Source organism: Streptomyces sp. V4I23 (assembly GCF_030817975.1).
Lineage (GTDB): Bacteria > Actinomycetota > Actinomycetes > Streptomycetales > Streptomycetaceae > Streptomyces.
Genome location: NZ_JAUSZW010000004.1, coordinates 1,219,648 through 1,244,616, shown reverse-complemented (window position 1 = coordinate 1,244,616; position 24,969 = coordinate 1,219,648). Strand labels below are relative to the sequence as shown.

Annotated in this window: 24 protein-coding genes and 2 pseudogenes; 14 read left to right on the top strand and 12 right to left on the bottom strand. The window is 70.8% G+C overall.

Annotated features, from left to right (window positions below; translation table 11 throughout):
* Positions 1-20: 20 nt before the first annotated feature.
* Both QFZ82_RS07810 and QFZ82_RS07805 read right to left on the bottom strand, forming a co-directional pair.
* Complete coding sequence (locus QFZ82_RS07810) at positions 21-995, bottom strand: acyl-ACP desaturase (RefSeq protein WP_307712441.1); 975 nt, start codon at positions 993-995, stop codon at positions 21-23.
* 198 nt (positions 996-1,193) lie between these two features.
* Positions 1,194-2,840 carry an ABC-F family ATP-binding cassette domain-containing protein gene (locus QFZ82_RS07805; RefSeq protein ID WP_307712440.1) on the bottom strand — a complete coding sequence of 549 codons (1,647 nt, stop codon included), beginning with the start codon at positions 2,838-2,840 and terminating at the stop codon, positions 1,194-1,196.
* 339 nt (positions 2,841-3,179) lie between these two features.
* On the opposite strand from QFZ82_RS07805, the gene QFZ82_RS07800 reads away from it, so the two are divergent.
* Entirely contained in the window at positions 3,180-4,004 is an 825-nt protein-coding gene (locus QFZ82_RS07800) for an isocitrate lyase/phosphoenolpyruvate mutase family protein (RefSeq protein ID WP_307712439.1), read from the top strand.
* Between the two features lie 138 nt (positions 4,005-4,142).
* Positions 4,143-4,718 (top strand): dihydrofolate reductase family protein, encoded by a 576-nt coding sequence (locus QFZ82_RS07795; protein WP_307712438.1) that lies wholly within the window; start codon positions 4,143-4,145, stop codon positions 4,716-4,718.
* A gap of 48 nt (positions 4,719-4,766) precedes the next feature.
* Here QFZ82_RS07795 and QFZ82_RS07790 read toward each other — a convergent pair whose 3' ends face one another.
* Positions 4,767-5,183, bottom strand: a complete 417-nt coding sequence (locus tag QFZ82_RS07790) for an SsgA family sporulation/cell division regulator (protein ID WP_307712437.1) — start codon at positions 5,181-5,183, stop codon at positions 4,767-4,769.
* A gap of 187 nt (positions 5,184-5,370) precedes the next feature.
* On the opposite strand from QFZ82_RS07790, the gene QFZ82_RS07785 reads away from it, so the two are divergent.
* On the top strand, positions 5,371-6,474 hold the full coding sequence (locus QFZ82_RS07785; protein ID WP_307712436.1) for an oxidoreductase: 1,104 nt from the start codon (positions 5,371-5,373) through the stop codon (positions 6,472-6,474).
* A 10-nt stretch (positions 6,475-6,484) separates the two neighbouring features.
* Here the strand turns inward: QFZ82_RS07785 and QFZ82_RS07780 are convergent, their stop codons facing one another.
* Entirely contained in the window at positions 6,485-6,784 is a 300-nt protein-coding gene (locus tag QFZ82_RS07780; protein WP_307712435.1) for a YciI family protein, read from the bottom strand.
* 41 nt (positions 6,785-6,825) lie between these two features.
* On the opposite strand from QFZ82_RS07780, the gene QFZ82_RS07775 reads away from it, so the two are divergent.
* The gene (locus tag QFZ82_RS07775) at positions 6,826-7,518 is read left to right on the top strand and encodes an endonuclease V (protein ID WP_307712434.1); all 693 of its coding nucleotides are present in this window, start codon (positions 6,826-6,828) and stop codon (positions 7,516-7,518) included.
* Between the two features lie 375 nt (positions 7,519-7,893).
* Here QFZ82_RS07775 and QFZ82_RS07770 read toward each other — a convergent pair whose 3' ends face one another.
* A complete protein-coding gene (locus QFZ82_RS07770) occupies positions 7,894-9,093 on the bottom strand; it encodes a trans-acting enoyl reductase family protein (RefSeq protein ID WP_307712433.1) in 1,200 nt (399 codons plus the stop codon).
* A 232-nt stretch (positions 9,094-9,325) separates the two neighbouring features.
* On the opposite strand from QFZ82_RS07770, the gene QFZ82_RS07765 reads away from it, so the two are divergent.
* From QFZ82_RS07765 to QFZ82_RS07750, 4 genes are read left to right on the top strand one after another with little or no spacing between them, the layout of a single operon-like run.
* On the top strand, positions 9,326-10,459 hold the full coding sequence (locus QFZ82_RS07765) for a CaiB/BaiF CoA-transferase family protein (RefSeq protein WP_307712432.1): 1,134 nt from the start codon (positions 9,326-9,328) through the stop codon (positions 10,457-10,459).
* A complete protein-coding gene (locus tag QFZ82_RS07760; RefSeq protein WP_307712431.1) occupies positions 10,456-11,598 on the top strand; it encodes an acyl-CoA dehydrogenase family protein in 1,143 nt (380 codons plus the stop codon). Before QFZ82_RS07765 ends, QFZ82_RS07760 begins: the two co-directional genes overlap by 4 nt.
* 45 nt (positions 11,599-11,643) lie before the next feature.
* On the top strand, positions 11,644-12,858 hold the full coding sequence (locus QFZ82_RS07755; protein WP_307712430.1) for an acetyl-CoA C-acetyltransferase: 1,215 nt from the start codon (positions 11,644-11,646) through the stop codon (positions 12,856-12,858).
* 37 nt (positions 12,859-12,895) lie between these two features.
* Positions 12,896-15,070, top strand: a complete 2,175-nt coding sequence (locus QFZ82_RS07750) for a 3-hydroxyacyl-CoA dehydrogenase NAD-binding domain-containing protein (RefSeq protein WP_307712429.1) — start codon at positions 12,896-12,898, stop codon at positions 15,068-15,070.
* Between the two features lie 138 nt (positions 15,071-15,208).
* Here the strand turns inward: QFZ82_RS07750 and QFZ82_RS07745 are convergent, their stop codons facing one another.
* The 3 genes from QFZ82_RS07745 to QFZ82_RS07735 form a co-directional block, all read right to left on the bottom strand.
* Positions 15,209-15,415, bottom strand: coding sequence for a hypothetical protein (locus QFZ82_RS07745; RefSeq protein WP_307712428.1), 207 nt, complete (start codon positions 15,413-15,415; stop codon positions 15,209-15,211).
* Between the two features lie 121 nt (positions 15,416-15,536).
* Positions 15,537-15,812 carry a DUF2087 domain-containing protein gene (locus tag QFZ82_RS07740; RefSeq protein WP_307712427.1) on the bottom strand — a complete coding sequence of 92 codons (276 nt, stop codon included), beginning with the start codon at positions 15,810-15,812 and terminating at the stop codon, positions 15,537-15,539.
* Between the two features lie 41 nt (positions 15,813-15,853).
* A complete protein-coding gene (locus QFZ82_RS07735; RefSeq protein WP_177147474.1) occupies positions 15,854-16,600 on the bottom strand; it encodes a MerR family transcriptional regulator in 747 nt (248 codons plus the stop codon).
* 112 nt (positions 16,601-16,712) lie between these two features.
* Between QFZ82_RS07735 and QFZ82_RS07730 the strand changes: the two genes are divergently transcribed.
* Together QFZ82_RS07730 and QFZ82_RS07725 are read left to right on the top strand one after the other, a co-directional pair.
* Complete coding sequence (locus QFZ82_RS07730) at positions 16,713-17,189, top strand: macro domain-containing protein (RefSeq protein ID WP_307712426.1); 477 nt, start codon at positions 16,713-16,715, stop codon at positions 17,187-17,189.
* 61 nt (positions 17,190-17,250) lie between these two features.
* On the top strand, positions 17,251-17,949 hold the full coding sequence (locus QFZ82_RS07725) for a hypothetical protein (protein ID WP_307712425.1): 699 nt from the start codon (positions 17,251-17,253) through the stop codon (positions 17,947-17,949).
* Positions 17,950-18,029: 80 nt separating this feature from the next.
* Here the strand turns inward: QFZ82_RS07725 and QFZ82_RS07720 are convergent, their stop codons facing one another.
* Both QFZ82_RS07720 and sph read right to left on the bottom strand, forming a co-directional pair.
* Positions 18,030-19,109 (bottom strand): S1 family peptidase, encoded by a 1,080-nt coding sequence (locus QFZ82_RS07720; protein WP_307712424.1) that lies wholly within the window; start codon positions 19,107-19,109, stop codon positions 18,030-18,032.
* A gap of 133 nt (positions 19,110-19,242) precedes the next feature.
* Entirely contained in the window at positions 19,243-20,232 is a 990-nt protein-coding gene (sph, locus tag QFZ82_RS07715; protein ID WP_307712423.1) for a sphingomyelin phosphodiesterase, read from the bottom strand.
* A gap of 260 nt (positions 20,233-20,492) precedes the next feature.
* Between sph and QFZ82_RS07710 the strand changes: the two genes are divergently transcribed.
* Positions 20,493-21,200, top strand: coding sequence for a DUF6461 domain-containing protein (locus tag QFZ82_RS07710; protein ID WP_307712422.1), 708 nt, complete (start codon positions 20,493-20,495; stop codon positions 21,198-21,200).
* 282 nt (positions 21,201-21,482) lie between these two features.
* On the opposite strand, the gene QFZ82_RS07705 is transcribed toward QFZ82_RS07710, so the two are convergent.
* Positions 21,483-21,728, bottom strand: coding sequence for a hypothetical protein (locus QFZ82_RS07705; RefSeq protein WP_307712421.1), 246 nt, complete (start codon positions 21,726-21,728; stop codon positions 21,483-21,485).
* Positions 21,729-21,809: 81 nt separating this feature from the next.
* Here QFZ82_RS07705 and QFZ82_RS07700 point away from each other — a divergent pair.
* Positions 21,810-22,187: pseudogene (locus QFZ82_RS07700) on the top strand (transposase); the annotation flags it as partial.
* Positions 22,188-22,264: 77 nt separating this feature from the next.
* Here QFZ82_RS07700 and QFZ82_RS07695 read toward each other — a convergent pair.
* A pseudogene (locus QFZ82_RS07695) lies at positions 22,265-23,463 on the bottom strand (RNA-guided endonuclease InsQ/TnpB family protein).
* A 51-nt stretch (positions 23,464-23,514) separates the two neighbouring features.
* Here QFZ82_RS07695 and tnpA point away from each other — a divergent pair.
* Positions 23,515-23,943, top strand: coding sequence for an IS200/IS605 family transposase (gene tnpA, locus QFZ82_RS07690; RefSeq protein WP_307712420.1), 429 nt, complete (start codon positions 23,515-23,517; stop codon positions 23,941-23,943).
* A 197-nt stretch (positions 23,944-24,140) separates the two neighbouring features.
* The gene (locus QFZ82_RS07685; RefSeq protein ID WP_307712419.1) at positions 24,141-24,683 is read left to right on the top strand and encodes a hypothetical protein; all 543 of its coding nucleotides are present in this window, start codon (positions 24,141-24,143) and stop codon (positions 24,681-24,683) included.
* Positions 24,684-24,969 lie beyond the last annotated feature (286 nt).

The window sequence follows — 24,969 nt, the reverse complement described above, 5'->3', positions numbered from 1 at the left end:
GGGGTCGGCCGGCCTCGGCGTCACTTCCCCGCGCGGGCCGCCATGCGGGCCTTGCGGGCGGCGAGCTTCTCGTCGAACTTCCTCGCCTCGGAGTCCAGCCCACCCATGTACAGGCCGAGCTCCTCCTGAGCCTTGAGGCCCTCGGGGCCCAGGCCGTCGATCTCCATGATCTTCAGGAAGCGGAGCACCGGCTGGAGGACGTCGTCGTGGTGGATGCGCAGGTTGTAGATCTCGCCGATCGCCATCTGCGCGGCCGCGCGCTCGAAGCCGGGCATGCCGTGTCCGGGCATCCGGAAGTTGACCACGACGTCGCGGACGGCCTGCATGGTCAGGTCGGGGGCGAGCTCGAAGGCCGCGCTCAGCAGGTTGCGGTAGAAGACCATGTGCAGGTTCTCGTCGGTCGCGATGCGCGCCAGCATCCGGTCGCAGACGGGGTCGCCCGACTGGTGGCCGGTGTTGCGGTGCGAGACGCGGGTCGCGAGCTCCTGGAAGGCGACGTACGCGACGGAGTGCAGCATCGAGTGGCGGTTGTCCGACTCGAAGCCCTCCGCCATGTGCGCCATGCGGAACTGCTCCAGCTTGTCCGGGTCGACCGCGCGCGAGGTGAGCAGGTAGTCGCGCATGACGATGCCGTGCCGGCCCTCCTCCGCGGTCCAGCGGTGCACCCAGGTGCCCCACGCGCCGTCGCGGCCGAAGAGGGAGGCGATCTCGTGGTGGTAGCTCGGGAGGTTGTCCTCGGTCAGCAGGTTCACCACGAGGGCGATGCGGCCGATGTCGGTGACCTTGGACTGGTCCGGCTCCCAGGCCTCCCCGTCCTCGAAGAAGCCCGGGAAGTTCCGGCCGTCGCCGAAGGGCACGTACTCGTGCGGCATCCAGTCCTTGGCGACCTTGAGGTGGCGGTTGAGCTCATTCTCCACGACCTCTTCCAGTGCGTACAGCAGCCGGGCGTCGCTCCAGGCGTCCGAACTGCCGAGGTGGGGAGAGGTGATCGTCACGAGTGCTCCTGGGGACGGGAGAGGTACTTACGGATTCGTAGGTTACGAAACCGTAGGTTAAGCACGCGATAAGGCCTCGGCCAAGCCCGGCTCCGCAATGGCCCCTTACATACGGTTATGTGGCCAGGTGGCGCGGTGCCAGGGAGAGGCAGGTCACGTTCCGGTTCCGGCCGGCCCCGCCCTCGCACCGCGCCCTCCTCAGCCCTCCGGGAACGCCTCCGCCCCCAGCTCGTCGGCCGAGATGTCCCGCAGCCCCTCGCCGTCCAGCAGCAGCCGGCGCGTGACGCCGATCGACTCCAGGAACGTCACGTCGTGGCTCGCCACGATCAGCGCGCCCTCGTAGGACTCCAGCGCCGCCGTCAGCCGCCGCACGCTCGCCATGTCGAGGTTGTTCGTCGGCTCGTCCAGCATGAGCAGCTGCGGCGCGGGCTCGGCCAGCAGCAGGGCGGCGAGGGCGGCCCTGAAGCGCTCACCGCCCGACAGCGTCCCCGCCGGCTGGTCGGCCAGCGCCCCGCGGAACAGGAAGCGCGCGAGTTTGGCCCGAATCGCGTTGTTCGTCGCGCCCGGCGCGAAGCGGGCCACGTTCTCGACCACGCTCAGGCCGTCGTCGAGCAGATCGAGACGCTGCGGCAGGAAGCGCAGCGGAACCTGTGCCACCGCCTCGCCGGCGACCGGCGCGAGCTCCCCGGTGATGGTGCGCAGCAGCGTCGTCTTGCCCGCGCCGTTGCGCCCGACCAGGGCGATGCGCTCGGGCCCGCGCACCTCCAGCTCGCCGGGGATCTCGGCGCCGTACCGCAGGCGCAGTCCGCTCAGCCGCAGCACTCCGCGCCCCGGGTGGACGGTGGTGTGCGGCAGCTCGATGCGGATCTCGTCGTCGTCGCGTACGGCGTCCGCGGCCTCGTCGAGGCGTTCCCGTGCCTCCGCGAGCCGTTCCGTGTGCATGATGCGGTGCTTGCCCGCCGACTCCTGAGCGGCGCGCTTGCGGGCGCCCATCACGATCTTGGGCTCGCGCTTGCTGTCCCACATCTTCTGCCCGTAACGCTTGCGGCGCGCCAACTTCACCTGTGCGTCGGCCAGTTCGCGCTTCTGCCGCTGCACGTCGGCCTCCGCCACACGCACCATCCGCTCCGCCGCCTCCTGTTCGACGGCGAGCGCCTGCTCGTACGCCGTGAAGTTGCCGCCGTACCAGCTCACCTCGCCGTCGCGCAGGTCGGCGATCTGGTCGACGCGTTCGAGTAGTTCGCGGTCGTGACTGACGACCACCATGACCCCGGACCAGGCCGTGACCGCGTCGTAGAGCCTGCGGCGCGCGTACAGGTCGAGGTTGTTGGTCGGCTCGTCGAGCAGCAGCACGTCCGGCCTGGCCAGCAGCAGGGCCGCCAGCCGCAGCAGGACGCCCTCGCCGCCGGACACCTCGCCGATGGTGCGGTCCAGGCCGATGTGCCCGAGACCGAGCTGGTCGAGTGCGGCGCGTGCGCGCTCCTCCACGTCCCAGTCGTCGCCGACCGCGGTGAAGTGCTTCTCGCTCGGATCGCCGCCCTCGATGGCGTGCAGCGCCGCGCGGGTCGCGGCGATGCCCAGCACCTCGTCGACGCGCAGGCCCGTGTCGAGGACCAGGTTCTGCGGCAGGTACCCGACCTCGCCCGCGACCCGGACCGTGCCCGAGACAGGGACGAGATCGCCGGCGATCAGCTTCAAGAGGGTGGACTTCCCCGAGCCGTTGAGGCCGATCAGGCCCGTACGGCCGGGGCCGACGGCGAGGTGGAAATCGTCGAACACCTGCGTGCCGTCCGGCCAGGCGAAGCCGAGGGAGGAGCAGGTGAGGAAAGCGGGGGTGAGTGGCATACGGGTCTCCGGGTCGCGTGGAAGGGGCGGGGCAACGGTGGAGACACCGGGACACGTGGCGACGGAGCCGTACGGGAACGAGAAGAGGTCCCGGTCGGGCGGAAAGCGGACGGCAGAGCGTCGAGGTCGCACACGTGCGCGCGGGCAAAGGCCGGGCCGCACGGTGTCTCGTGACCTCAGACGAGCAACGTCCTACTCCGATCGACGACAACAGAACCGTCGTACACGCTAGGGACCGGCCCGTCGGGCTGTCAAAGCATTTACGGGCTGCCGGGCCCGCCCGCGTTGATGTCGGAAAGCTGCCAGCCACAGCGGGGGAAGCACTGATTGAGTGCGGGCATGACGAACCTTCGTGACCTCGCCCGCCGCTTCCACGCCCTGCACACCACCGGCCGTCCGCTGCTGCTCCCCAACGCCTGGGACACGGCGAGCGCCCGGATCATCGAGGACGCGGGCGCCGCGGCGATCGCCACCACCAGCGCCGGCGTCGCCTGGGACCTCGGCACCGCCGACGGCGACCGGCTGGAGGGAGCCGCGGCTCTCGCCCAGGTGGCGCGTATGGCCTCGGCCGTCGGCGTGCCGGTCACGGCGGACATCGAGGGCGGCTACGCGGCCGACGCCGACGGCATCGCCGCCACCGTGCGCGCCGTGCTGGACGCGGGCGCCGTGGGCGTCAACATCGAGGACGGCCTGCGCCCGGCCGACGAGCACGTCCGCCGGATCGCGGCGGCGCGGGCCGCGGCGGACGCGGCGGAGGTCCCGCTCTTCGTCAACGCCCGCATCGACGTCTACCTCGCGGGAATCGGCGCGGAGGCGGACCGGCTGGACGAGACGCTCCGGCGGGCCGCGGACTGCGTCGCCGCCGGAGCGGACGGGATCTTCGTGCCGGGCGTGGTCGACCCGGGGACCGTGGAGGCGCTGGCCAAGGGAATCGACGCGCCGCTGAACGTGATGGCGGGCCCGGGCGCGCCCGACGCCGCCGAACTGGGCCGGCTCGGGGCGGCGCGCGTCAGCGTCGGGTCGGGTATCGCGCAGGCCGCCCACGCCGTGGTGCGCCGGGCCGCCGCCGAGCTGCTGGAGACGGGCACGTACACGGCGCTGACCGGCGGTGAGGACTACGGACGGCTCAACGCCCTGATGAGGGAGCGCCGGAGCGACCGCTAGGCCGTCTCTCGAAAGATCGCCGTCCTTCGTGATGATCTTCGCGTGGGGCGGGGCATCTGAGGGGATCCCGCGAGCCGTGATGAGTCCTGCGGCGGTCGGCGGTCATAGTGTCGAACCCGTTCCCGAGGAGGACTTCTGATGCGCAGCGTGACCTATTCGATGAACGTCTCACTTGACGGCTACATCGTCGGGCCGGACGGCGACTTCGACTGGACGGGGCCCGACGAGGAGGTCTTTCGCTTCTGGATCGACGAGATCCGACAGGTCGGCGTCCACCTGTTGGGACGACGGCTGTACGAGACGATGCTGTACTGGGAGACCGCCGACCAGGATCCATCGCTCGACGACTCCACGCTCGAGTGGGCCGCGCTCTGGAAGCCGCTGCCAAAGGTGGTGTTCTCCACCACGCTGTCGACGGTGCAGGGCCATGCCCGCCTGGCCTCCGGCGGCCTGGCGGAGGAGATCGAGCGGTTGCGAGCCGAGCCGGGGGAGGGCGACATCGCGATCGGCGGCGCGACTCTCGCCGCCGAGGCGGCCGCGTTGGGTCTGATCGACGAGTACCGGGCCATCGTCTACCCGGTGCTGGTTGGCGGTGGCATTCCGTTCTTTCCCCAACGCGAGCGCCGGGTGGACCTCGAACTCGTCGAGACCCGCACCTTCAGCTCGGGAGTCGTCTACCTCCGCCACCGCGTGGCGCGCCAGGCCTTGCTTTAGAAGTTGCTGATGACCCGCCCCCCGCGCCCGCAAGGCGTAGCGGGAGGGTCAGCAGGCGTCGCGCAGCAGCTCGGCGAGGTCGTGGTCGAGGTCCAGGTGCAGATGCTCGCTGCCCGCCGGCACCAGGGCCTGCGCCCGGTCGAGGAAGCGGAGCAGCTCACCGGTGCGGATGTGCACCACCGCGGTGCCCTCAGCTGCGTGGAACTCCAGCACCGTACGGTCGTAGCCGTACGGCCGCACGCGGACGTCGCCGACGCCGGTCGCCGCGCGGACGCCCTCGGCCAGCAGCTCGCGCGAGAAGGCCCACGAGATGTCGGCGCCCTCCAGCGTCGCCGGGGCCGGGAAGTCGATACGCACGGCGAAGGGGTCCCGGCGGTCGTAGTGCAGCGTCGCCGGAACCGACTCCATGCGGGGTGCGGAGGCGACGAGGCGGGCCTGAACGGCCTGCTCGATGACGGTGGACAAGGCCCGCTCCTTCGTGTGCGGCTCGATGGGATCGTCCTGCCCGGGGCTCCCGGGCACCACCGAAGACGCTGGAGCAACGGAATCCGTGCATCCGGGGGGCGAGTGAGCTGTGTCACCGTCCCGCCCCGTGCGGTACGCCGTCTCGCACTCTGGACGGCATAGGGCCCGTGGGCTAGCTTCCAGCGCCATGACGTCCAAGGGGAAGACGAGACGAATGGTGTCGGTGGGGCTGTGCGCGGCTGCGGTTTCCGCGGTGCTCGCCGTACCGGCACAGGCGGCCCGGCCGGCCGCGGAGACGGACCCGCGCGCGGCCGCGGCGACGCCCGCCTGGAAGCTGAAGGAGACCGGGACCGACGTGCGCTTCCGGGGCCTCGCGCCGGTCAGCCGCAAGGTGGCGTGGGTGGCGGGATCCAAGGGGACGGTGCTGCGCACGGGTGACGGCGGCCGTACATGGCTGAACGTCTCGCCGCCGGGGGCGGGGGAGCTGGAGTTCCGGGACGTCGAGGCGTTCGACGCCCGCCGGGCCGTCGTTCTCGCCATCGGGGAGGGGGAGGCGTCCCGCGTGCTGCGCACCGACGACGGCGGGGAGACCTGGACCGAGTCGTTCCGCAACACCGATCCGCGAGCCTTCTACGACTGCGTCACCTTCTTCGACCATCGCCACGGGCTCGCCATGAGCGACCCGGTCGACGGCAAGTACCGGATCCTGTCCACCGGTGACGGAGGCCGGTCCTGGAAGGTGCTGCCGAGCGACGGCATGCCGGCCGCCCTGCCGGGCGAGGCGGGCTTCGCCGCGAGCGGCCAGTGCCTGGTCTCCTCGGGCCCGAAGGACGTCTGGCTGGCCACCGGGGGAGGCGCCACGGCCCGGGTCCTGCACTCCGCCGACCGCGGACTGAACTGGAGCGTCGCCGAGTCGACCGTGCCGGCCGGGGATCCCGCGCGCGGAGTCTTCGCCCTCGCCTTCCGCGACCGCGAGCAGGGCATCGCCGTCGGCGGCGACTACCGCAGCGGCGAGGGATCACCCCGGGCCGCGGCCGTCACGGCGGACGGCGGGCGCAGTTGGCGCCAGGCGGCGACACCGCCGCCCGCGTACCGCTCGGGCGTCGCGTGGCTGCCGCACCTGAAGTCGGCGGCCCTCGCCGTCGGCCCGACCGGTACGGATCTCACCGTCGACGGCGGCCGCACCTGGCGCACCGTGGACAGCGGGTCGTTCGACACCGTCGACTGCACGCCCGACTTCGGGTGCTGGGCGTCGGGCGAGAAGGGCCGGGTCGCGCGCCTGGAGTTCTGACCGGACGCCGCTACGACGGCAACTGCTGCCGGTAGGGGGCGAGTTCGGGAGCGGTCTTGGTCGCGATGAACTCCGTGATCCGGTAGGTGCACACCTCGCCCATGACGAAGGGGTCGGCCGCCGCGATCTGCTCGATCCGCTCGCGGTCGTCCCCGACGGCGAGGATCACGCCGCCGTCGCGCGGGTTCTTCCGCCCGGAGGCGATGAACACGCCCTCCTCGTACAGCGCGTCCAGCCACTCGACGTGCGCGTCGAGGAGCTCCTCGACGCGCACGACGGGAGCGGTGTAGGTCAATTCCATTACGAACATGATCGCCAGGTTACCCGGGCGCGGCTTAGGCTGATCGGACCATGAAGATCGTCGACATTCCCGCGGGCTGGCCCGAGACCGAGGAGGCGGCCCTGGCCGTCCAGGACGAACTGCGCACGCGTGTCGTCCTCGACGAGGCCGGGCCGCCGCCCGGCACGGGGCTGGTGACGGGTGTCGACGTGGCGTACGACGACGAGCGCGACATCGTCGCCGCGGCGGCCGTCGTGCTCGACGCCGCGACCCTGGAGGTCGTGGCGCGGTCGACGGCGATCGGCCGGGTCTCTTTTCCGTACGTCCCCGGGCTGCTCGCGTTCCGGGAGATCCCGACGGTGCTGGCCGCGCTGGAGTCCCTGCCGGTGGGGCCCGGGCTGGTCGTCTGCGACGGCTACGGACGTGCCCATCCACGGCGCTTCGGCCTCGCCAGCCACCTCGGCGTGCTGACGGGGCTGCCGGTGATCGGTGTCGCGAAGAACCCGTTCGTCTTCTCCCACGGCGAACTGGGCGGCCGGCGCGGTGACTTCGCGACGCTGCGCGCCGAGGACGGCGAGGAGGTGGGGCGGGCCCTGCGGACGCAGTCGGGTGTGAAGCCGGTGTACGTCTCGGTCGGCCACCGGGTGACGCTGGAAGCGGCCTGCGCGCATGTGCTGCGCCTGGCGCCGCGCTTCCGTGTCCCGGAGACGACGCGCCACGCGGACGCCCTGTGCCGCCGGGCCTTGCGCGAGGCGATGCCCTAACCCTCGGGGCGCTGCCCCCGTGCCCCCGCGCCTCAATCGCCGGCGGGGCTGGAGGTTGCCCGGCGGTTCCATCGCCGGTGGGGCTGCTTGCACGCGGCGCTCTTGTCGGGGCGCTGCCCCGAACCTCGCGCCTCAATCGCCGGCGAAGCTGGGTGGGCCCCTGCGCCTCAAGCGCCGGCGGGGGCTGATTTCGCTGCGCGAAATCAGCCCGTCCGGGGGCCCCTCCCACGGCCGCCAGGCCGTAGGGGAGTTCGAGGACACCGCGCCGAGCGCGGTACGGGTCCGGGCGGAGCCCGGTTCGGGAAGGGGGCGGGTGGGGAAACGGCCCCCCGCAGCGGCCCCCACCCCGCAGCGGTCCCCACCCCGCCGCGCCCCCTACCGCACCGCCGCCACCCGGAACCGCACCCCCCGCACCCGCAGCCGGTCCACCAGCGCGTCACCCATCGCCACCGCCGTCGTCAACTGGCCACCGCCCACCGTCAGTTCGTCGAAGGCGAGACACAGCGCCGACTCCGCCAGGATCTTCGCCGTCTCGTCGTACCCGGGGTCCCCGCCCGACACCTCCGTGAACACGCGGCGGCCACCGCCCTCGCCCACGAAGCGGACCGAGAACCAGCTCTTCGCGCGGCGCTGCGGGCTCGGGCCCTCGCCCGGTGCGTAGCGGCTCATCAGCCACCTCCGCGCCGCCGGGATCTGGGCGAGGGCGAAGCCCGCGCCCACCGCCGCCGGGCCGCCGAGCGCCACCGGCAGCGACGCTACCGCCGCGTAGTGGCGGTAGCGGAAGTCGGGGCCGTAACGCTCCAGCGCGCGCGCCGAACGCGCCACGATCTGCCGGTCGATCGTCGGCAGCGGCAGCGCCCACGCGCCCGTCTCCCGGTTGAAGTGCGGCGCCCCCAGCGGTGCGCGGGCGCGCCGCCCGACCAGCCGCGGCTCGTGCAGCCGGCGCTCGTGCCCGGCGCGCAGCGTCTCGCGGCCGCGCGCCATCGCCGTGAGCGCCGAGGCCATGGTCCCGCCGGAGAACATCGCGTTGGAGCTGACGAACCCGTCGACCTTCAGCGGCACCCCCTCGGGCAGCTGCCGCACCGTGAAGAAGGCGCCCAGGTCGTGCGGGACCGAGTCGAAGCCGCAGGCGTGCACGAGGCGCGCGCCGGTCTCGCGGGCGCGCGCGTCGTGGCGTACGAACATCGCGTCCACGAACTCCGGCTCGCCCGTCAGGTCCGCGTAGTCCGTCCCGGCGTCGGCGCACGCGGCCACCAGCGCCTCGCCGTACAGGACGTAGGGGCCGACCGTCGTCGCGACGACCCGTGCCGACTCGGCCAGTTCCCGCAGCGCGCGGGGATCGTCCGCGTCGGCCTCGACCAGGGGAAGGTCCGCGCACGAGGGAGCGATGACGGCGAGGCGCTCGCGCAGCCGCTCCAGCTTTGCCCGGCTGCGGCCCGCGATCGCCCATCGGCAGTCGGCCGGCGCGTACCGCGCCAGGTATTCGGCGGTGAGCTGTCCGACGAACCCGGTCGCCCCGAAGAGCACGATGTCGTACGGACGCTGCGCGCGACCGGTCCCGTTCTGGCTGTCCAATGGCTCCTCCGCCGTCGGGGCTGTCCGGCGGATCAGGGCACGGGGCCAGAACGCCGATGTCGGTGGCTGAGGCTAGCGCGCCGCGCGGCCCCGCAGAAGAAGCGTTTCCCATCGGTAACCTGGCGTTGTCCGCGCTTCTAAGCGCTTGCTCTCCCGAAGCCCTTGTGCGGAGTGGAACGCGTTCTTACCATCACTGGTGTTACATCAGTTGTGTCACACTGCTGGGGGCTGGATGACAGCGTCAATGAACGGCCCGCTGGCCGGGGTTCGTGTGGTGGAGCTGGCGGGCATCGGGCCCGGCCCGTTCGCCGCCATGCTCCTGGCCGACCTCGGGGCCGACGTCGTGCGGATCGACCGCCCCGGCGGCGCGGGACTCGGTATCGATCCGGCCTACGACCTCACCAACCGCAACAAGCGTTCGGTGCTGATCGACCTCAAGGCCGAGGACGGGCCCGGCCAGGTCCTCGCCCTGGTCGAGCGGGCCGACGTGCTGATCGAGGGCTACCGCCCCGGCGTCGCCGAACGGCTCGGCGTCGGCCCGGACGTGTGCCTGGCCCGCAATCCGCGGCTGGTCTACGGGCGGATGACCGGCTGGGGGCAGGACGGCCCGCTCGCCCACCGGGCCGGCCACGACATCGGCTACATCGCCCTCACCGGCACGCTCTCCATGATCGGCAAGGACGGCGAGCCGCCCGTTGTCCCGGCCAACCTGGTCGGCGACTACGCGGGCGGCTCGCTCTACCTCGTCATCGGCGTGCTCGCCGCCCTCCAGCACGCGCGCACCGAGGGCGGCACGGGCCAGGTCGTGGACGCGGCCATCGTCGACGGCGCCGCCCACCTCGCCACGATGATCCACGGCATGATGGCGGCCGGCGGCTGGCAGGACCGCCGCGGCACCAACCTGCTCGACGGCGGATGCCCCTTCTACGGCGCCTACGAGACGGCCGACGGCGGCTACATGGCGGTCGGCGCGCTGGAGCAGCGGTTCTACGACGAGTTCATCGACTTGCTCGGCATCAGGGACGAGATCCCGGCCCGCAAGGACTTCGACCGCTGGGGCGAGCTGCGCGAGGCGATCGCCGCCCGCTTCAGGACCCGTACCCGCGCCGAGTGGACCGCGGTCTTCGAGGGCTCGGACGCCTGCGTCGCGCCCGTCCTGTCGCTGCGCGAAGCACCGGCGCACCCCCACATCGCGGCCCGCGGCACCTTCACCGACCACGGGGGCATCACCCAGCCCGCGCCCGCGCCGCGGTTCTCCGCCACGCCCGGGGCCGTGAGGCGGCCGCCGGCGATGCCCGGCGCGCACACGGCGGAGGTCGCCCGCGACTGGGACGTGACCCTGACCGATCCGCAGGAGGACCGTTGAAGCGCCAGATCTTCACCGCCGAGCACGAGGCCTTCCGCGAGACCGTCCGCACCTTCCTCGCCAAGGAGGTGCTGCCGCACTACGAACAGTGGGAGAAGGACGGCATCGTCAGCCGGGACGCCTGGCGCGCGGCGGGCCGGCAGGGCCTCCTGGGCCTCGCCGTGCCGGAGGAGTACGGAGGCGGCGGCAACGACGACTTCCGCTACGCCGCCGTGCTGCACGAGGAGTTCACCCGCGCCGGCGCGCCCGGACTGGCGATCGGGCTGCACAACGACATCATCGGCCCGTACCTGACCTCCCTCGCCACGGACGAGCAGAAGCGCCGCTGGCTGCCCGGCTTCTGCACCGGCGAGACCATCACGGCCATCGCCATGACCGAACCGGGCGCGGGCTCCGACCTGCAGGGCATCCGCACCACCGCCGAGGACCGCGGTGACCACTGGGTGCTCAACGGCTCCAAGACCTTCATCTCCAACGGGATCCTCGCCGACCTGGTCGTCGTCGTCGCGAGGACCACGCCGGAGGGTGGCGCGCACGGCCTGTCGCTGCTCGTCGTCGAGCGCGGCATGGAGGGCTTCGAGCGCGGCCGGAACCTCGACAAGATCGGCCAGAAGTCCCAGGACACCGCCGAGCTGTTCTTCCACGACGTACGCGTCCCCAAGGAGAACCTCCTCGGCGAACTGAACGGCGCCTTCGTCCACCTGATGACCAACCTGGCGCAGGAGCGGATGGCGATAGCCGTCGCCGGGATCGCCGCCGCCGAGCACCTGCTGGAGATCACGACCGCGTACGTGAAGGAGCGGGAGGCGTTCGGACGGCCGCTCGCCAGGCTCCAGCACATCCGCTTCGAGATCGCCGAGCTCGCCACCGAATGCGCCGTCACCCGCGCCTTCCTCGACCGCTGCATCGCCGACCACGCGGCCGGCGAGCTGGACGCCGTGCACGCGTCCATGGCCAAGTGGTGGGCGACCGAGCTGCAGAAGCGCGCCGCCGACCGGTGCCTCCAGCTCCACGGCGGGTACGGCTACATGAACGAGTACCGCGTCGCCAGGGCGTTCACGGACGGCCGCATCCAGACCATCTACGGCGGGACGACCGAGATCATGAAGGAGATCATCGGCCGCTCCCTGCTCAGCTGACTCCACCTCCGCACACGGCCCACCCTCGTCGAAAGGCTCCAGACAGTGAGCACCGAAGCGTATGTGTACGACGCCATCCGTACCCCCCGGGGGCGCGGAAAGGCCAACGGCGCCCTGCACGGCACCAAGCCGATCGATCTCGTCGTCGGCCTGATCCACGAGATCGAGCGCCGGTTCCCCGGTCTCGACCCGGCCGCGATCGACGACATCGTGCTCGGCGTCGTCGGCCCGGTCGGTGACCAGGGCTCCGACATCGCCCGCATCGCGGCGATCGCCGCCGGACTGCCCGACACGGTCGCGGGCGTCCAGGAGAACCGCTTCTGCGCCTCCGGCCTCGAGGCCGTCAACATGGCCGCGATGAAGGTCCGGTCCGGCTGGGAGGACCTCGTCCTCGCCGGCGGCGTCGAGTCGATGTCGCGCGTCCCCATGGCCTCCGACGGCGGGGCCTGGTTCGCCGACCCGATGACCAACTACGACACAGGCTTCGTCCCCCAGGGCATCGGCGCCGACCTGATCGCCACCCTCGGCGGCTGGTCGCGCCGCGACGTCGACGAGTACGCGGCGCTGTCGCAGGAGCGCGCCGCCGCCGCGTGGAAGGACGGCCGCTTCGAGCGCTCGGTCGTCCCGGTCCGCGACCGCAACGGCCTCGTCGTCCTCGACCACGACGAGCACATGCGCCCCGGGACGACCGCCGACTCCCTCGCCGCGCTGAAGCCGTCCTTCGCGGACATCGGCGACCTCGGCGGCTTCGACGCCGTCGCGCTGCAGAAGTACCACTGGGTGGAGAAGATCGACCACGTCCACCACGCGGGCAACTCCTCGGGCATCGTCGACGGCGCCGCCCTCGTCGCCATCGGCAACAAGGAGGTCGGCGAGCGCTACGGCCTCACGCCGCGTGCCCGGATCGTCTCCGCCGCCGTCTCCGGCTCCGAGCCGACCATCATGCTCACCGGCCCCGCCCCCGCCACCCGCAAGGCGCTCGGCCGGGCCGGCCTGACCATCGAAGACATCGACCTCGTCGAGATCAACGAGGCGTTCGCCGGCGTCGTCCTGCGCTTCGCCCAGGACATGGGCCTCTCGCTCGACAAGGTCAACGTCAACGGCGGCGCGATCGCCATGGGCCACCCGCTCGGCGCGACCGGCGCGATGATCCTCGGCACCCTCGTCGACGAACTGGAGCGCCAGGACAAGCGGTACGGCCTCGCCACCCTGTGCGTGGGCGGCGGCATGGGCATCGCCACCGTCGTCGAGCGTCTCTGACCACCCGTCCTTCCCGCCTTACGGAGCAGCCACCACCATGAGCGAGTCCACCACCATCCGCTGGGAACAGGACGAGACCGGCGTCGTCACCCTCGTCCTCGACGACCCCGACCAGTCCGCCAACACCATGAACGAGGCCTTCCGGGCCTCCATCACCGCGATCGCCGACCGCGTGGAGGCCGAGCAGGACTCCATCCGCGGCATCGTCTTCACCTCCGCCAAGAAGACCTTCTTCGCCGGCGGCGACCTGAAGCTGATGATCCAGGCCGGTCCCGAGGACGCGCAGTCCGTCTTCGAGGGCGGCATGGCCATCAAGCGCGCCCTGCGCCGTATCGAGACCATCGGCAAGCCCGTCGTCGCGGCCGTCAACGGCGCGGCGCTCGGCGGCGGTTACGAGATCGCCCTCGCCTGCCACCACCGCATCGCGCTCGACGTCTCCGGTTCCAAGATCGGCCTGCCCGAGGTCACCCTGGGCCTGCTGCCCGGCGGTGGCGGTGTCACCCGCACCGTACGGCTCATGGGCATCGCCGACGCCCTGCTGAAGGTGCTCATCCAGGGCACCCAGTACTCGCCGAAGCGCGCGCTGGAGAACGGCCTGGTCCACGAACTGGCCGCCACCCCCGAGGAGATGCTGGCCAAGGCCCGCGCCTTCATCGACGCCAACCCGGTCTCCCAGCAGCCGTGGGACGTCAAGGGCTACAAGATCCCCGGCGGTACCCCGTCGAACCCGAAGTTCGCCGCCAACCTGCCTGCCTTCCCCGCGAACCTGAAGAAGCAGACCGCGGGCGCCCCCTACCCGGCGCCGCGCAACATCCTCGCGGCCGCCGTCGAGGGCTCCCAGGTCGACTTCGAGACCGCGCAGGTCATCGAGTCCCGGTACTTCACCGAGCTGGTCACCGGCCAGACGTCGAAGAACATGACGCAGGCGTTCTTCTTCGACCTGCAGGCCGTCAACGCGGGCCGCAGCCGCCCCGACGGCATCGAGCCGCGCCCCGTCCGCAAGGTCGCCGTCCTCGGCGCGGGCATGATGGGCGCGGGCATCGCCTACTCCTGCGCCCTCGCCGGCATCGAGGTGGTCCTCAAGGACGTGTCGGCCGAGGCCGCCGCGAAGGGCAAGGGCTACTCGGAGAAGCTGTGCGCCAAGGCGGTGGCGAGGGGCCGTACCACCCAGGAGAAGGCGGACGCGCTGCTCGCCCGCATCACGCCGACCGCGGAGGCGGCCGGCCTCGCGGGCTGCGACGCCGTGATCGAGGCGGTGTTCGAGGACACGGCGCTCAAGCACAAGGTGTTCCAGGAGATCCAGGACGTCATCGAGCCCGACGCCCTCCTGTGCTCCAACACCTCCACGCTGCCCATCACCGTGCTCGCCGAAGGCGTCTCGCGTTCGGACGACTTCGTCGGCCTGCACTTCTTCTCGCCGGTCGACAAGATGCCGCTCGTGGAGATCATCAAGGGCGAGCGCACCGGCGACGAGGCACTGGCCCGCGCGTTCGACCTGGTCCGCCGGATCAACAAGACGCCGATCGTCGTCAACGACTCCCGCGGTTTCTTCACCTCGCGGGTCATCGGCCAGTTCATCAACGAGGGTGTGGCGATGGTCGGAGAGGGCGTCGACCCCGTCTCCGTCGAGCAGGCCGCGGCCCAGGCCGGCTACCCGGCCAAGGTGCTCTCGCTGATGGACGAGCTGACCCTCACCCTGCCGCGCAAGATCCGCAACGAGACCAGGCGCGCGATCGAGGAGGCGGGCGGCACCTGGGCGGAGCACCCGGCGGAAGCGGTGATCGACCGCATGGTCGACGAGTTCGGCCGCACCGGCCGCAGCGGCGGCGCCGGTTTCTACGACTACGACGAGGACGGCAAGCGCACCGCGCTGTGGCCGGGCCTGCGCGAGCACTTCACCCGCGAGGACGCCGGGATCCCGTTCGAGGACATGCAGGAGCGCATGCTCTTCTCCGAGGCGCTGGACACCGTCCGCTGCCTCGAGGAGAACGTCCTCACCTCGGTCGCCGACGCCAACATCGGCTCCATCATGGGCATCGGCTTCCCGGCCTGGACGGGCGGTGTGCTGCAGTACATCAACGGCTACGAGGGCGGCCCCGCCGGCTTCGTGGCGCGCGCCCGTGAGCTGGCCGACCGGTACGGCGAGCGCTTCCAGCCGCCCGCGCTGCTGCTGGAGAAGGCGGAGCGGGGCGAGGTCTTCACCGACGCCTGACGCGTCCTGCCCCGATGAGGGTGGTGGTAGTCCATGCCCGGCGTGTCGCGGCCACGGCCGTGACACGCCGGGCGCCGCGCCGAGGATTCGTCTTCGACCGCGAGGACTGAGGACACCGGCGACTTCACGGCCGGCGTCTCATCGTCGTGCGGTCGCCGCTGCCATGAACATCGGCAGTGCCAGGGACAGGCGGTCGGCCTCGGCCCGCGCACACTGCTCAGCGATCCAGTTGTCCGTCTCCTCGCGCGTGACGGCGCCGGTGGAGCAGGCTCCTTCGGCCGGCCCGGTGATCAGGGGCAGGATCCCCGGCCCGGTGAACACACCCGTGTGCACCTCGACCGTCACGTCGCCACTGCTGCCCGGCAGTGCACACGCCCGCGAAGCCGGCGTTCACGATGCCGACGAACGGTGACGGCGACGGCCCGCCGCAGGACATCCTGCGGGGCAGTTGTGTCCGGAACCCTGTCTAACGTCCCCGCCGGTAACTGCCGCCGTCCTTCGTGCGGGTCAGCAGGCCCGCCACGATCAGGTAGCGGCGCAGCGCGGCGCAGTCGTCGTGCACCGTCAGCAGCACGTCGTTGACCTCGCGCTCGGTGTAGTCGCGGTCCCGCTCGAAGAGCGTCCGCGCCAGGTGCGTGAGCACCTGCTCGCGCCGCGCGGCCTTGCGGGGGACGGTCGTCAGCCGACCCTCGCGGAACAGGGCGTGCACGCTGTGCGAGGTGCTGGTTCCTTGATCGGACATGCGGGGCAGCCTCACGCACCGCCCGGCTCGCGGCAAGGCGTTTACGCGCTGCGCTCCGCGGGCCCGCCGGCGCCGAACGCCTCGCGCAGTTCCTCCCGCAGCGAGCGCTGGAACGCCGTCACCAGCGCCTGGATCACCATCGGCTGCATGTGCGCGGACAGCGACTTCATCGCCGCCACATGGTCCGGGTCCGACTCGCGCTCGCGATAGGGACCCCAGACCTCGTCGCGGAACAGGCGCGTCAGGTCCTGCGCCGCGGCCCGCGCGTGGCCCAGCAGGACGGTGCGGGACGCGAGGATGGTCTCGTGCGCGATGGGCACGTCCAGCAGTTCGACGCCGAGGCGCAGCAGTGAGCCGTCGAGCCGGAACGCGTCCCCGTCGGTACGGTCCAGCACACCCATCGCGGCGAGCCGGTCCACGTCCTGCTCCGACAGAGGCCGGCCGGCCCGCCGCTCCAGCTCCTGCCGGGTCACCTCCTCGGCCGACTCGGGTGCCCACGAGGCGACCAGGGCGCGGTGGATGGCGAGGTCCTGGGCGCTCAGGTCCGCGGGCAACTGCTCCAGGTAGCGCTCGATGGCCGCCAGCGTCATGCCCTGGTGCTGCAGTTCCTCGATGAGGGCCAGCCGGGACAGGTGGTCGGAGCCGTAGTGCCCCACGCGCCGGGGGCCGATCACGGGCGGCGGCAGCAGACCGCGCGTGCTGTAGAAACGGATGGTGCGCACGGTGACCCCGGCGCGCGCGGCCAGTTCGTCGACGGTGAGCGTCGGCTCCTCGGTCTCGGTCGCCATGACCCTCCTTCTGCTGAACCGCACCGGTGCAACAGTATTGCTGTCTCACCATCGTTGTGAAAGCCGGCGCTTGAAGCAGGGCGTTGTCAGAGGTGCATCGTACGGTTGTGCCATGTCCGAGATCAGATACGTCCGGGGGGACGCCACCGCGCCGCAGGGCAAAGGCGTCAAAGTGATCGCGCACGTCTGCAATGACATCGGGGGCTGGGGCAAGGGCTTCGTGCTCGCCCTCTCCCGCCGCTGGTCCGAGCCAGAGGCGGCCTACCGCCGCTGGCACCGGCAGCGCGCGGGAAACGACTTCGCACTGGGCGCGGCCCAGTTCGTCCAGGTCGGCCCGTACCTCTGGGTGGCCAACATGGTGGGCCAGCGGGGCGTGCGCACCGGCAGCAAAGGCGTCCCCGTGCGCTACGAGGCCATCGACACGGCGCTCGCCGCCGTCGCCGGCAAGGCGCTGGAGCTGAGTGCCTCGGTCCACATGCCGCGCATCGGCTGCGGGCTGGCGGGCGGCACGTGGTCGCGGATCGAGCCGCTGATAGCCGCCCGGCTCACGGCACGGGGCATCGACGTCACCGTCTACGACCACGACTGACCGGCGGCGGCGTCCCCCGGGCGGCGATCTAGGATGGTCGGCGGCCTTCACGGGGGAGCACATGGCGACGACGACGTACTCGCTGGTCAACACGGGACGGGGCGGCCTGCGGGGCGCGTACAAGGACCTGCCGCGGAACGGCGGGCTGCCCATCATGATCGTGGCGAAGGAGGGCGGTGGCGCACCGCCGCGGCCGGTCGCCGTGCTGCAGCGTGACCACGGCGCGGGCGCTTTCCACGGTCACGGCATGGCGCGCGAGTTCGTCCTCTGGTCCGGCGACGAGCGAGGCGAGCTGCTCGCCAGGGTGACCACCGAATCCGTCACCGGCCCCCGGGCGGTCTACCGCGTCGACGACCCGGCCGGCACCGCCATCGGCCGCATACGGATGCGCCGCGGATCACTCCTCGCGTTCCGCCGCACCCGCTGGACCGTCGAGCCCGCGAACGGCCGCCCCGCGCAGGGGGCGGCCGGGCGCCTGTTCTGGTGGGCGATGTGGTGGACGGTGTTCATGCCGTGGAACATCGTCGTGATCATCGGTTCCTTCACCGGCCTCGCCGAGGACCCGGTGACCTGCCCGCGACGGCTGACCCTGCGGGACGGGTCGGGCCGGGCTCCGCTGGTGTACCGGGGGATGCTCGACGAGTACCGGGCGGCGGCCGGCGTCTGGGACCCCCGGCTGGTGGCGGCCCTGGTGGGCATCCACCAGACGTACACCTCGGTCGCCGCGAGCGACGACACCGACTGGTACGCCAAGGGCTGAGGTCCCGGCGCGACCCGCTCCGGACGCGATGCGGGGCGCGCCCACGGCCGGTGGGGACGCCCCGCTGTGACGAACCGAGGTCAGTAGACCGCGACCCCGTACGCGCTCAGCGCCTCGCGCACCGGCTGGTGCAGGGCCGAGCCGCTGGTACCGGTGCAGCCGGAGCTGCCCGAGTGGATGCCCAGCGCCGTCGAGCCGGCGAAGTGGGCGCCACCGCTGTCACCGCCCGCGGAACAGGCCGTGGTGCGGACCAGGTTGTAGACCGGGCCGTCGCTGTAGTTCACGGTGACGTTGACGGCGGTCACCGTGCCGCTGGTCACCTTCGTGGTGGAGCCGGACTTGCGAAGGGACTGGCCCACGATCGCGTCGGCCGCGGAGCTGATGTCCTGGTAGCTGCCGTTGTACAGGTTGACGTTCCCGGCGGGCGCCGAGCCGTCCGTGTAGCGGACGATGCCGTAGTCGTTGGTCGGGAAGCTGGTGCCCTCACGGGTGCCGATGGACGGCCCGCCGGAGGTGGCCGACCAGCTGCTCGCCGAGTTGGTGCAGTGTCCGGCCGTCAGGAAGTAACGGGTCGTCCCCTTCGAGACGTTGAAGGCCGCCGAGCAGCGGTAGCCGCCGCCGTAGATCGCGTCCCCGCCCGCCACCTCCTCGGTGAAGACGCCGGGCACGCGCGTGATCCGCACACGGTCGCCGAGCGCCGTGGCGACCGTCTTCAGCCGGACCATGTCGCGCGCCGAGACCGACGAGTCGGCCTCGACCGCGACCTGGTTCGTCCGGGGGTCGATGCCCCACGAGGTGCCGGTGATCCGGGCCTTGGCCTGCAGGGTGTCGATCGCGGACCGCAGCTGCGCCGCACTGCGCGAGACGAGCTCGGCGCGGGCGCCGGTCGCCCGTACCTGTTCGGCGGCCTCGGCGTCCGTCACCGTGACCACCAGTTCGCCGCTCGCGGCGTCGAGGTAGGAGCCGGCGGTGCGGTCGCCGAGGGCGCGTTCGAGCGAGCTGTGCTGGGCGTACTGGACGGCGGTCGCCGCGACGCCCGGGGCCGGACCGGCGGCCGGTACCGGGTGGTCGGCGGCCCCCGCCGTGGCGGAGCCGAGTCCGACGGCGGTGAGGGCCAGAAGGGCGGGAAGGCAGATGCGCGCGCGGAGCGTGCGTCTCATCAGGGCTTCTCCTTCTACGAGTCCGTGGGGGGCTTGCCGTGGGGACGGCAATGTGGACTGGACCAGTCCGAACTGCGGACTCAATGTGGCATGGCCCTGACATCAAGACAAGGGTGTCGCCGCGCGCTTGCGCTTACTGACTGGAGGCAATCACCGGATAGTGGTCGGACAGGTTGGTGTACGTGTACGTGGTGCCCCAGCTGGAGACCGACCAGGGCGCACTCTGCTCCTTGATCACCTCATTGGTCCAGCCCGCGGGCCGTGCGTGCCCCGCCCGGTGCAGCACGTAGTCCAGATCCTCGCGCGGGTCGTCGGGGTAGCGTTCGGCGGCGATCGAGTTCTCCTGCGTGTCGAAGGAGTACGGGTGCCCGGTCCGCGCGTCCGCCCCGGCGAAACCGCCGTCGGCGAGCATTCGCGTGTACTCCGGCGTACGGGAGTCGACGTTGAAGTCACCCGCCACGATCACCTGTTCGGACGGCGGGATGCTCTTGGCGTCCAGGAACGCGTCCAGCGCACGGAACTGACGGCTGCGCATTTCGGCCGCCTCACCCGCGTCGCACCCCGGGTCCGTCGACTGTGCGTGCGTACCCACGACGTGGACCCTCGTGCCGTTCACGTCGAGGACCGTGTAGACAAACCCCTTGTTGGAGTACCAGTCCGCACCGCAGGCGTCCTGGTAGACGTACTGCTCCTTGCGCACGATCGGCCACTTGCTCAGGACCGTGACACCGCCGTCCTCGGGCGTCGTCGCCGAGTACGCGCCGCTCGTCGCGTCCCAGCCGTTCCTGCTGCGGCCCATCACCGGCGTCTGGTGCGGATACCGGTCCGCCGCCCTGCTCTTGAGCGCGTCCGACGAGGAGTTGTCGAACGCCTCCTGGAGCACGACAACGTCGTGGCCCTGGAAGAAGGGAGCCGCGGGGACGGCGGCCGCCCGGTGGTCCTGGCCCCAGTTGGGGTAGAGCGACTTGCTGAACAGGAACGTGTTGTACGTGAGCACCTTCAGCCGCGGGGTGTCCGCGGTGGGTGCGGCGACGGCCGACGGTGCGGTCGCGGCCAGGGTGGTGGCGGCGAGCACGGCGGTCAGGGCTGCGCCGGGGATGCGGCGGAGCGCGGAGTTCAGCACAGGATCTCCTGTTTCCGGTGGGGGTTCGGAGCCGGCCGTACAACCGGCGCCGGACATCAAACCAGTAGAAGTTACCTCCTGGTAATGGCCACGTGCCCACTTCCTTTCCCCAGGCGCAAGGATTGGCTCCGTTCTCCGCTCCGGGCCCCGGCTCCGTCGGCCGCGCGGCTCGAAGACCGGCCCACATCGGGCTTGAATCGGGCAGGTCCACAGACTGCCCGATTCGCGGACCAGCGATACGGGCCCCGATCTCTCGCCCCATGGCAGCTCCCGCCCAAAGCCGCTACACCGGCCTCTCTGTAGAGTGCAGCGCCACGGTGACTGAAGCGGACAGCGGAGCGGGAAGAGGCACGGCATTGTGGGATGACCTCGTTGCCCAGTACGCGTGGGCTGATGCAGACGAGCCGGAGGCCTACACCTTCTCCGTGATCTCGGGGACGACCGAGGACGGCGTGATCCGCGCTTTCGGCGGTGATCCGGCAGCGTCTCGGATGATGACATTCGCTGAAGCGGTCGACGAACAGGTCAGTCACCCCTGCCCCGACTACGAACTACTGCGCGTAGTTACCGTCGGGAAGCACGTCATCGCCATCGAGTGGGGTTACCACGGCAGCATTCCGGAGATCGCCAGGCGAGCCTCGGTGGACGGCGGCGAGTTCTTCAGCGTGCACCGGAACATCAACGCCCGCTATCAGGTCATGCATGCGGTCGATGGCCGAGTGGACGGTATGTTCGATCCCTTTGGCCTGGAGGACGCGACCTGGATGGACCGCCAGTTGGAGCTCCCCGCCTGGGCGGAAGATGTCGCGTTTCGCATGGAGACGCTGTGCGCCGAATCCTTTGCGCTGATGGAACGCATGATGGGTGTTCCAGTCGATCCCGCTTGGATGGACGCCTTGCTCCGCACCACCCTCCTTGCCTCACCTGATACGCTCTTCAGTGATCCGAAAGCGGCGTGGTCCCCGTGACTGCCGACGCAACGGGGGAGCGCATGATGCTCCCGGCGGACTGCGGATGACATCAACGGCTGATACCAACGCCAGCGAATCGGAGCGTTCTCCTGCGATCACTTCCAGGTGGCGGGCCGCAGGTATCGACGGCTTCCCGTGGCGAAGCGGGGCTCTCGGACCGACCTGACAAGGGAGGCCACAGGATCAATCCTGCGGGCGGCCAGGGGGCTCAACCTGACAGGAGGGCCTCTGGCTTGCCTGGGCCATGGAGAGTCCACCGAACTCGACACGTGGCCGCGCTCACTGGTCCACCTGCCGCCTACCAGCCGTTCGAGTTCTCCAGTAGGCCATGCCCTCCGCGCCGAAGCCGGCCAACACGAGCACGAACGCCAGCCAGAAGAGCGGCGTGCTCTGCCACTCCAAGCCACCAAGCAGCGCGGCCACACCGAGGGAAGGCAGAAAGACCGCGACAGCGGTCCACCACTGGCCCTTGCGAGCCTGGAAAATCGCAGAGACCGACGCGAGCACGAAGAGCAGCGTCGTCACTGCCACTGGTATCCCCATAGCGGCAGTCTGCCGTGCCCTTCCCCGTTGCGAGCAATGCTCATCTGGATCGGCCTCGGGTTGGACGCCGAGGACCGCGAGCACGCGGCCGCCGCGGTCAAGGCGTTCGCCAAGCAGTACGGGACGAAGCTCCCCAAGGCCGCCAAGACGATCGTCGATGACGAGGCACTGCTGGCGTTCTACGACTTCCCCGCCGAGCACGGGATCCACCTGCGGACGACGAACCCCATCGAGTCGACCTTCGCCACCGTCCGGCTGCGGACGAAGGTCACCACAGGGGCCGGCTCCCGCGCAGCCGCCCTGGCGATGGTCTTCGAGCTCATCGAGTCCGCCCAGGTCCGCTGGCGGGCCGTGAACGCACCCCACCTCGTCGCCCTCGTCCGCGCCGGAGCCCGCTTCGAACGCGGACACCTCGTCGAACACCCCGAAGCAGCGGCGTGAAGGGAACACGTGTGCCGGGCTATGGGCAAACAACTGACGTCGTGACTCCTCCCCCTCATGAATGAGGGGGCTTCTCGCTATGCCGGTGCGGCTTCGCGACGGACCAGCCCGGCCCGTAGGACATTGACAGCGCCCACCGTGTCCGCGTGCGCGTGGTGGCCGCAGGCGACGCAGCGGAACTTCTCCTGTGCGGGCCGGTTCTCCTTGGCGGTGTGCCCGCATTCGGGGCACCGTCGGGAGGTGTTGCGGGGGTCCACGGCCATCACTTCCCGTCCGGCGCACTCTGCCTTGGCGGTGAGGATCTGGAGGAACACCCCCCATCCGGCATCGTTGATCGATCGGTTCAGCCCAGCCTTCGCGGCGGCCCCGTTGGGCAGGAAGCTGCCCGGCTGGTCGGGGTCCGGCTTCGGGGCCGGGGCCTTGCTCATGTTGCGGATCTTGAGGTCTTCGTGCGCGATGAAGTCGTGTTTGCGTACGAGGTCAAGCGCGGTCTTGTGCGCGTGGTCCAGGCGCTGTCGGCGAACCTTGCGGTGAAGCCGGGCCGCCTTCTCCACGGCCTTGTGACGGCGCTTCGAGCCGCGCTTGCAGCGGCTGAGCGCTTGCTGTGCGGCTTCGAGCTTTGCGGCGGCTCTCCGGCCGTGTCGGGGGTTGGGTACGAAGCCACCGTTTGAGTCGGCAAGGAAGTTGGCTATGCCCATGTCGATGCCGACTACGCTTGCCGTCGCCGGAAGCGGCTCAGGGACAGTCTGCTCGGCGGTCAGGATGACGTACCAGCGCTTGCCTTCGCGCTTCACCGAGACCGTCTTGACCTTGCCCACCACGGGCCGGTGCTGGTGCACCTTGACGTGCCCGACGCCCTGAAAACGGACACGGGTCACGGGGTCGTGCGGCGTGGAGTCCCACCGGCAGCCGTCCCCGTCCTTCGGGAACTCCACCGTGTCGAACCGCTTTCCCGGCCGGAAACGTGGATAGCCCGGCTTGTCTTTGGCCTTGATGCGGCGGAAGAACGCGGCGAACGCCTTGTCCAACCGGCGAAGCGTCGCCTGCTGCGACGAGAACGACCAACGGCCCTGACGCTCCGGATCGAACGCCCGGATGTCCTTGAGCTGCGCGGACTGCTGCCCGTACCGGATCGTCGTCTTCGAGACGTGCCGGTAGGCGTCACGGCGCTCCTGGAGGGCGGCATTGTAGAGGGAGCAGTGATCACGCAGCATCTCGGCGAGTGCGCCTTGCTGGCCTCGGTGGGCCGCATAAGGAACTTGTACGCACGGATCATCCGGCCCACCCCCTTTTCGGTCAGCCTCGGAGATCATACTACACTTGGTGTATGTCACCACGCTGGATCCCAAACCCCGACATGCGCACGGGACGGCACGTCGCCTACAACCTGCACGCTCACTTGGTGTTCGTCACCAAGTACCGGCGAGGCGTCTTCGATGACGCCATGCTGAAGCGGTGCGAAGAGATCATGCGGGAGGTGTGCGGCAAGTTCGAGGTGGAGCTACGGGAGTTCAACGGCGAAGCCGATCACGTACACCTGCTCGTGCACTATCCGCCGAAAGTCGCCCTGTCGAAGCTGATCAACAGCCTCAAGGGCGTCAGCTCCCGGTACCTCCGGGCCGAATACACCGGCAGGATCAACCGCATCGGGATGGGGTCGGTGTTCTGGTCCCGCTCCTACTTCGCGGGCTCCTGCGGTGGTGCACCGCTGACCGTCATCCGGCAGTACATCGAGGGCCAGAAGCGGCCCGTCTGACCGTCACCACGGAGGCGGAGCGCACCCCGGCGCTACGCGCCTCCGGGCCAAGGATGCGTTTCCCTCCCCGGCTGAAGCCGGGGATACCCACGCAAGATCAACGGATGGAACACTGCGCCGGTGACCATTACCTCAAAAGCCGATGAGCCAGTGGCTTCGTCCGACGGCTGCCGACCGGCGAGCGGCTGCCGCTGCCCGTGAGCTCGGTCGCCGCCTGGGAAACCTTTCCCTTCGAAGGAGACTTGCAGGTCAAATGCTTGCAGCCGCCAGTGCTGCCCGATCCTGACTGCAATGGTGAAGCTGGTCCTGAGGGCTGCACCGTCTGCCGAAGGCCGCTGTCCGAGGCGCTCTGGGCGGACGAGGACTGGCGGCTGGACGCGGTCGGCGCCGAGTCCCGGCTGCCCGCAGTGGTGATGCTGCAACCGCGCGGCCATCACGACCTGTCCGACCTGCCCACCGAGCGGGCAGCCGAACTGGGGCCGCTGCTGCAGCGCGTCGAGCGGGCCATCCTCTCCCTGGACGGCGTCGCCCGCGTGCACGTGAACCGCTGGGGCGACGGCGGCGCCCATCTGCACATCTGGTTCCTCGCCCGCCCGGCCGGAATGCTGCAGCTACGAGGTACCTTCCTCCTCGTGTGGGAGGAAATCCTGCCGCCCATCCCCGAAGCAGAGCGCCGGCAGGCACACCGCGAGATCGCCACCGCGCTGGCCACCGAGGGCGGCACTGCCTACGCGCGGTGATCACCACACCTCGCAAGCCGGCACGGACTCGTACGGCCGACAACGCATCCACAGTTATTGACAACTACTCGCCCGTTCGCATGCCTACGCCCCAGCAAAGAAGCCATCGCGTGCCCCCGAGTGCCTAACAGGGCGGGAAACCACGGGGACTCGGCGAATCACGGGCGCCACGCCGCACTCAGTCGCGCCGGCAAGACTCGCCCAAGGCGCCGCTCCGCCTCAGCCAGAGCGGTCGCGTCCACGGGTGTCCGGAACTCGACGTCAGGCGAGGCTCCAGCAGCGGCTT

Excerpts from the sequence above, each read along its gene's own strand:
- QFZ82_RS07805 (WP_307712440.1), bottom strand. The coding sequence starts at position 2,840 with ATGCCACTCACCCCCGCTTTCCTCACCTGCTCCTCCCTCGGCTTCGCC.
- QFZ82_RS07800 (WP_307712439.1), top strand. The coding sequence starts at position 3,180 with ATGACGAACCTTCGTGACCTCGCCCGCCGCTTCCACGCCCTGCACACC.
- QFZ82_RS07795 (WP_307712438.1), top strand. The coding sequence starts at position 4,143 with ATGCGCAGCGTGACCTATTCGATGAACGTCTCACTTGACGGCTACATC.
- QFZ82_RS07785 (WP_307712436.1), top strand. The coding sequence starts at position 5,371 with ATGACGTCCAAGGGGAAGACGAGACGAATGGTGTCGGTGGGGCTGTGC.
- QFZ82_RS07780 (WP_307712435.1), bottom strand. The coding sequence starts at position 6,784 with ATGTTCGTAATGGAATTGACCTACACCGCTCCCGTCGTGCGCGTCGAG.
- QFZ82_RS07775 (WP_307712434.1), top strand. The coding sequence starts at position 6,826 with ATGAAGATCGTCGACATTCCCGCGGGCTGGCCCGAGACCGAGGAGGCG.
- QFZ82_RS07765 (WP_307712432.1), top strand. The coding sequence starts at position 9,326 with ATGACAGCGTCAATGAACGGCCCGCTGGCCGGGGTTCGTGTGGTGGAG.
- QFZ82_RS07750 (WP_307712429.1), top strand. The coding sequence starts at position 12,896 with ATGAGCGAGTCCACCACCATCCGCTGGGAACAGGACGAGACCGGCGTC.
- QFZ82_RS07740 (WP_307712427.1), bottom strand. The coding sequence starts at position 15,812 with ATGTCCGATCAAGGAACCAGCACCTCGCACAGCGTGCACGCCCTGTTC.
- QFZ82_RS07735 (WP_177147474.1), bottom strand. The coding sequence starts at position 16,600 with ATGGCGACCGAGACCGAGGAGCCGACGCTCACCGTCGACGAACTGGCC.
- QFZ82_RS07730 (WP_307712426.1), top strand. The coding sequence starts at position 16,713 with ATGTCCGAGATCAGATACGTCCGGGGGGACGCCACCGCGCCGCAGGGC.
- QFZ82_RS07725 (WP_307712425.1), top strand. The coding sequence starts at position 17,251 with ATGGCGACGACGACGTACTCGCTGGTCAACACGGGACGGGGCGGCCTG.
- QFZ82_RS07720 (WP_307712424.1), bottom strand. The coding sequence starts at position 19,109 with ATGAGACGCACGCTCCGCGCGCGCATCTGCCTTCCCGCCCTTCTGGCC.
- QFZ82_RS07710 (WP_307712422.1), top strand. The coding sequence starts at position 20,493 with ATGGCAGCTCCCGCCCAAAGCCGCTACACCGGCCTCTCTGTAGAGTGC.
- tnpA (WP_307712420.1), top strand. The coding sequence starts at position 23,515 with ATGTCACCACGCTGGATCCCAAACCCCGACATGCGCACGGGACGGCAC.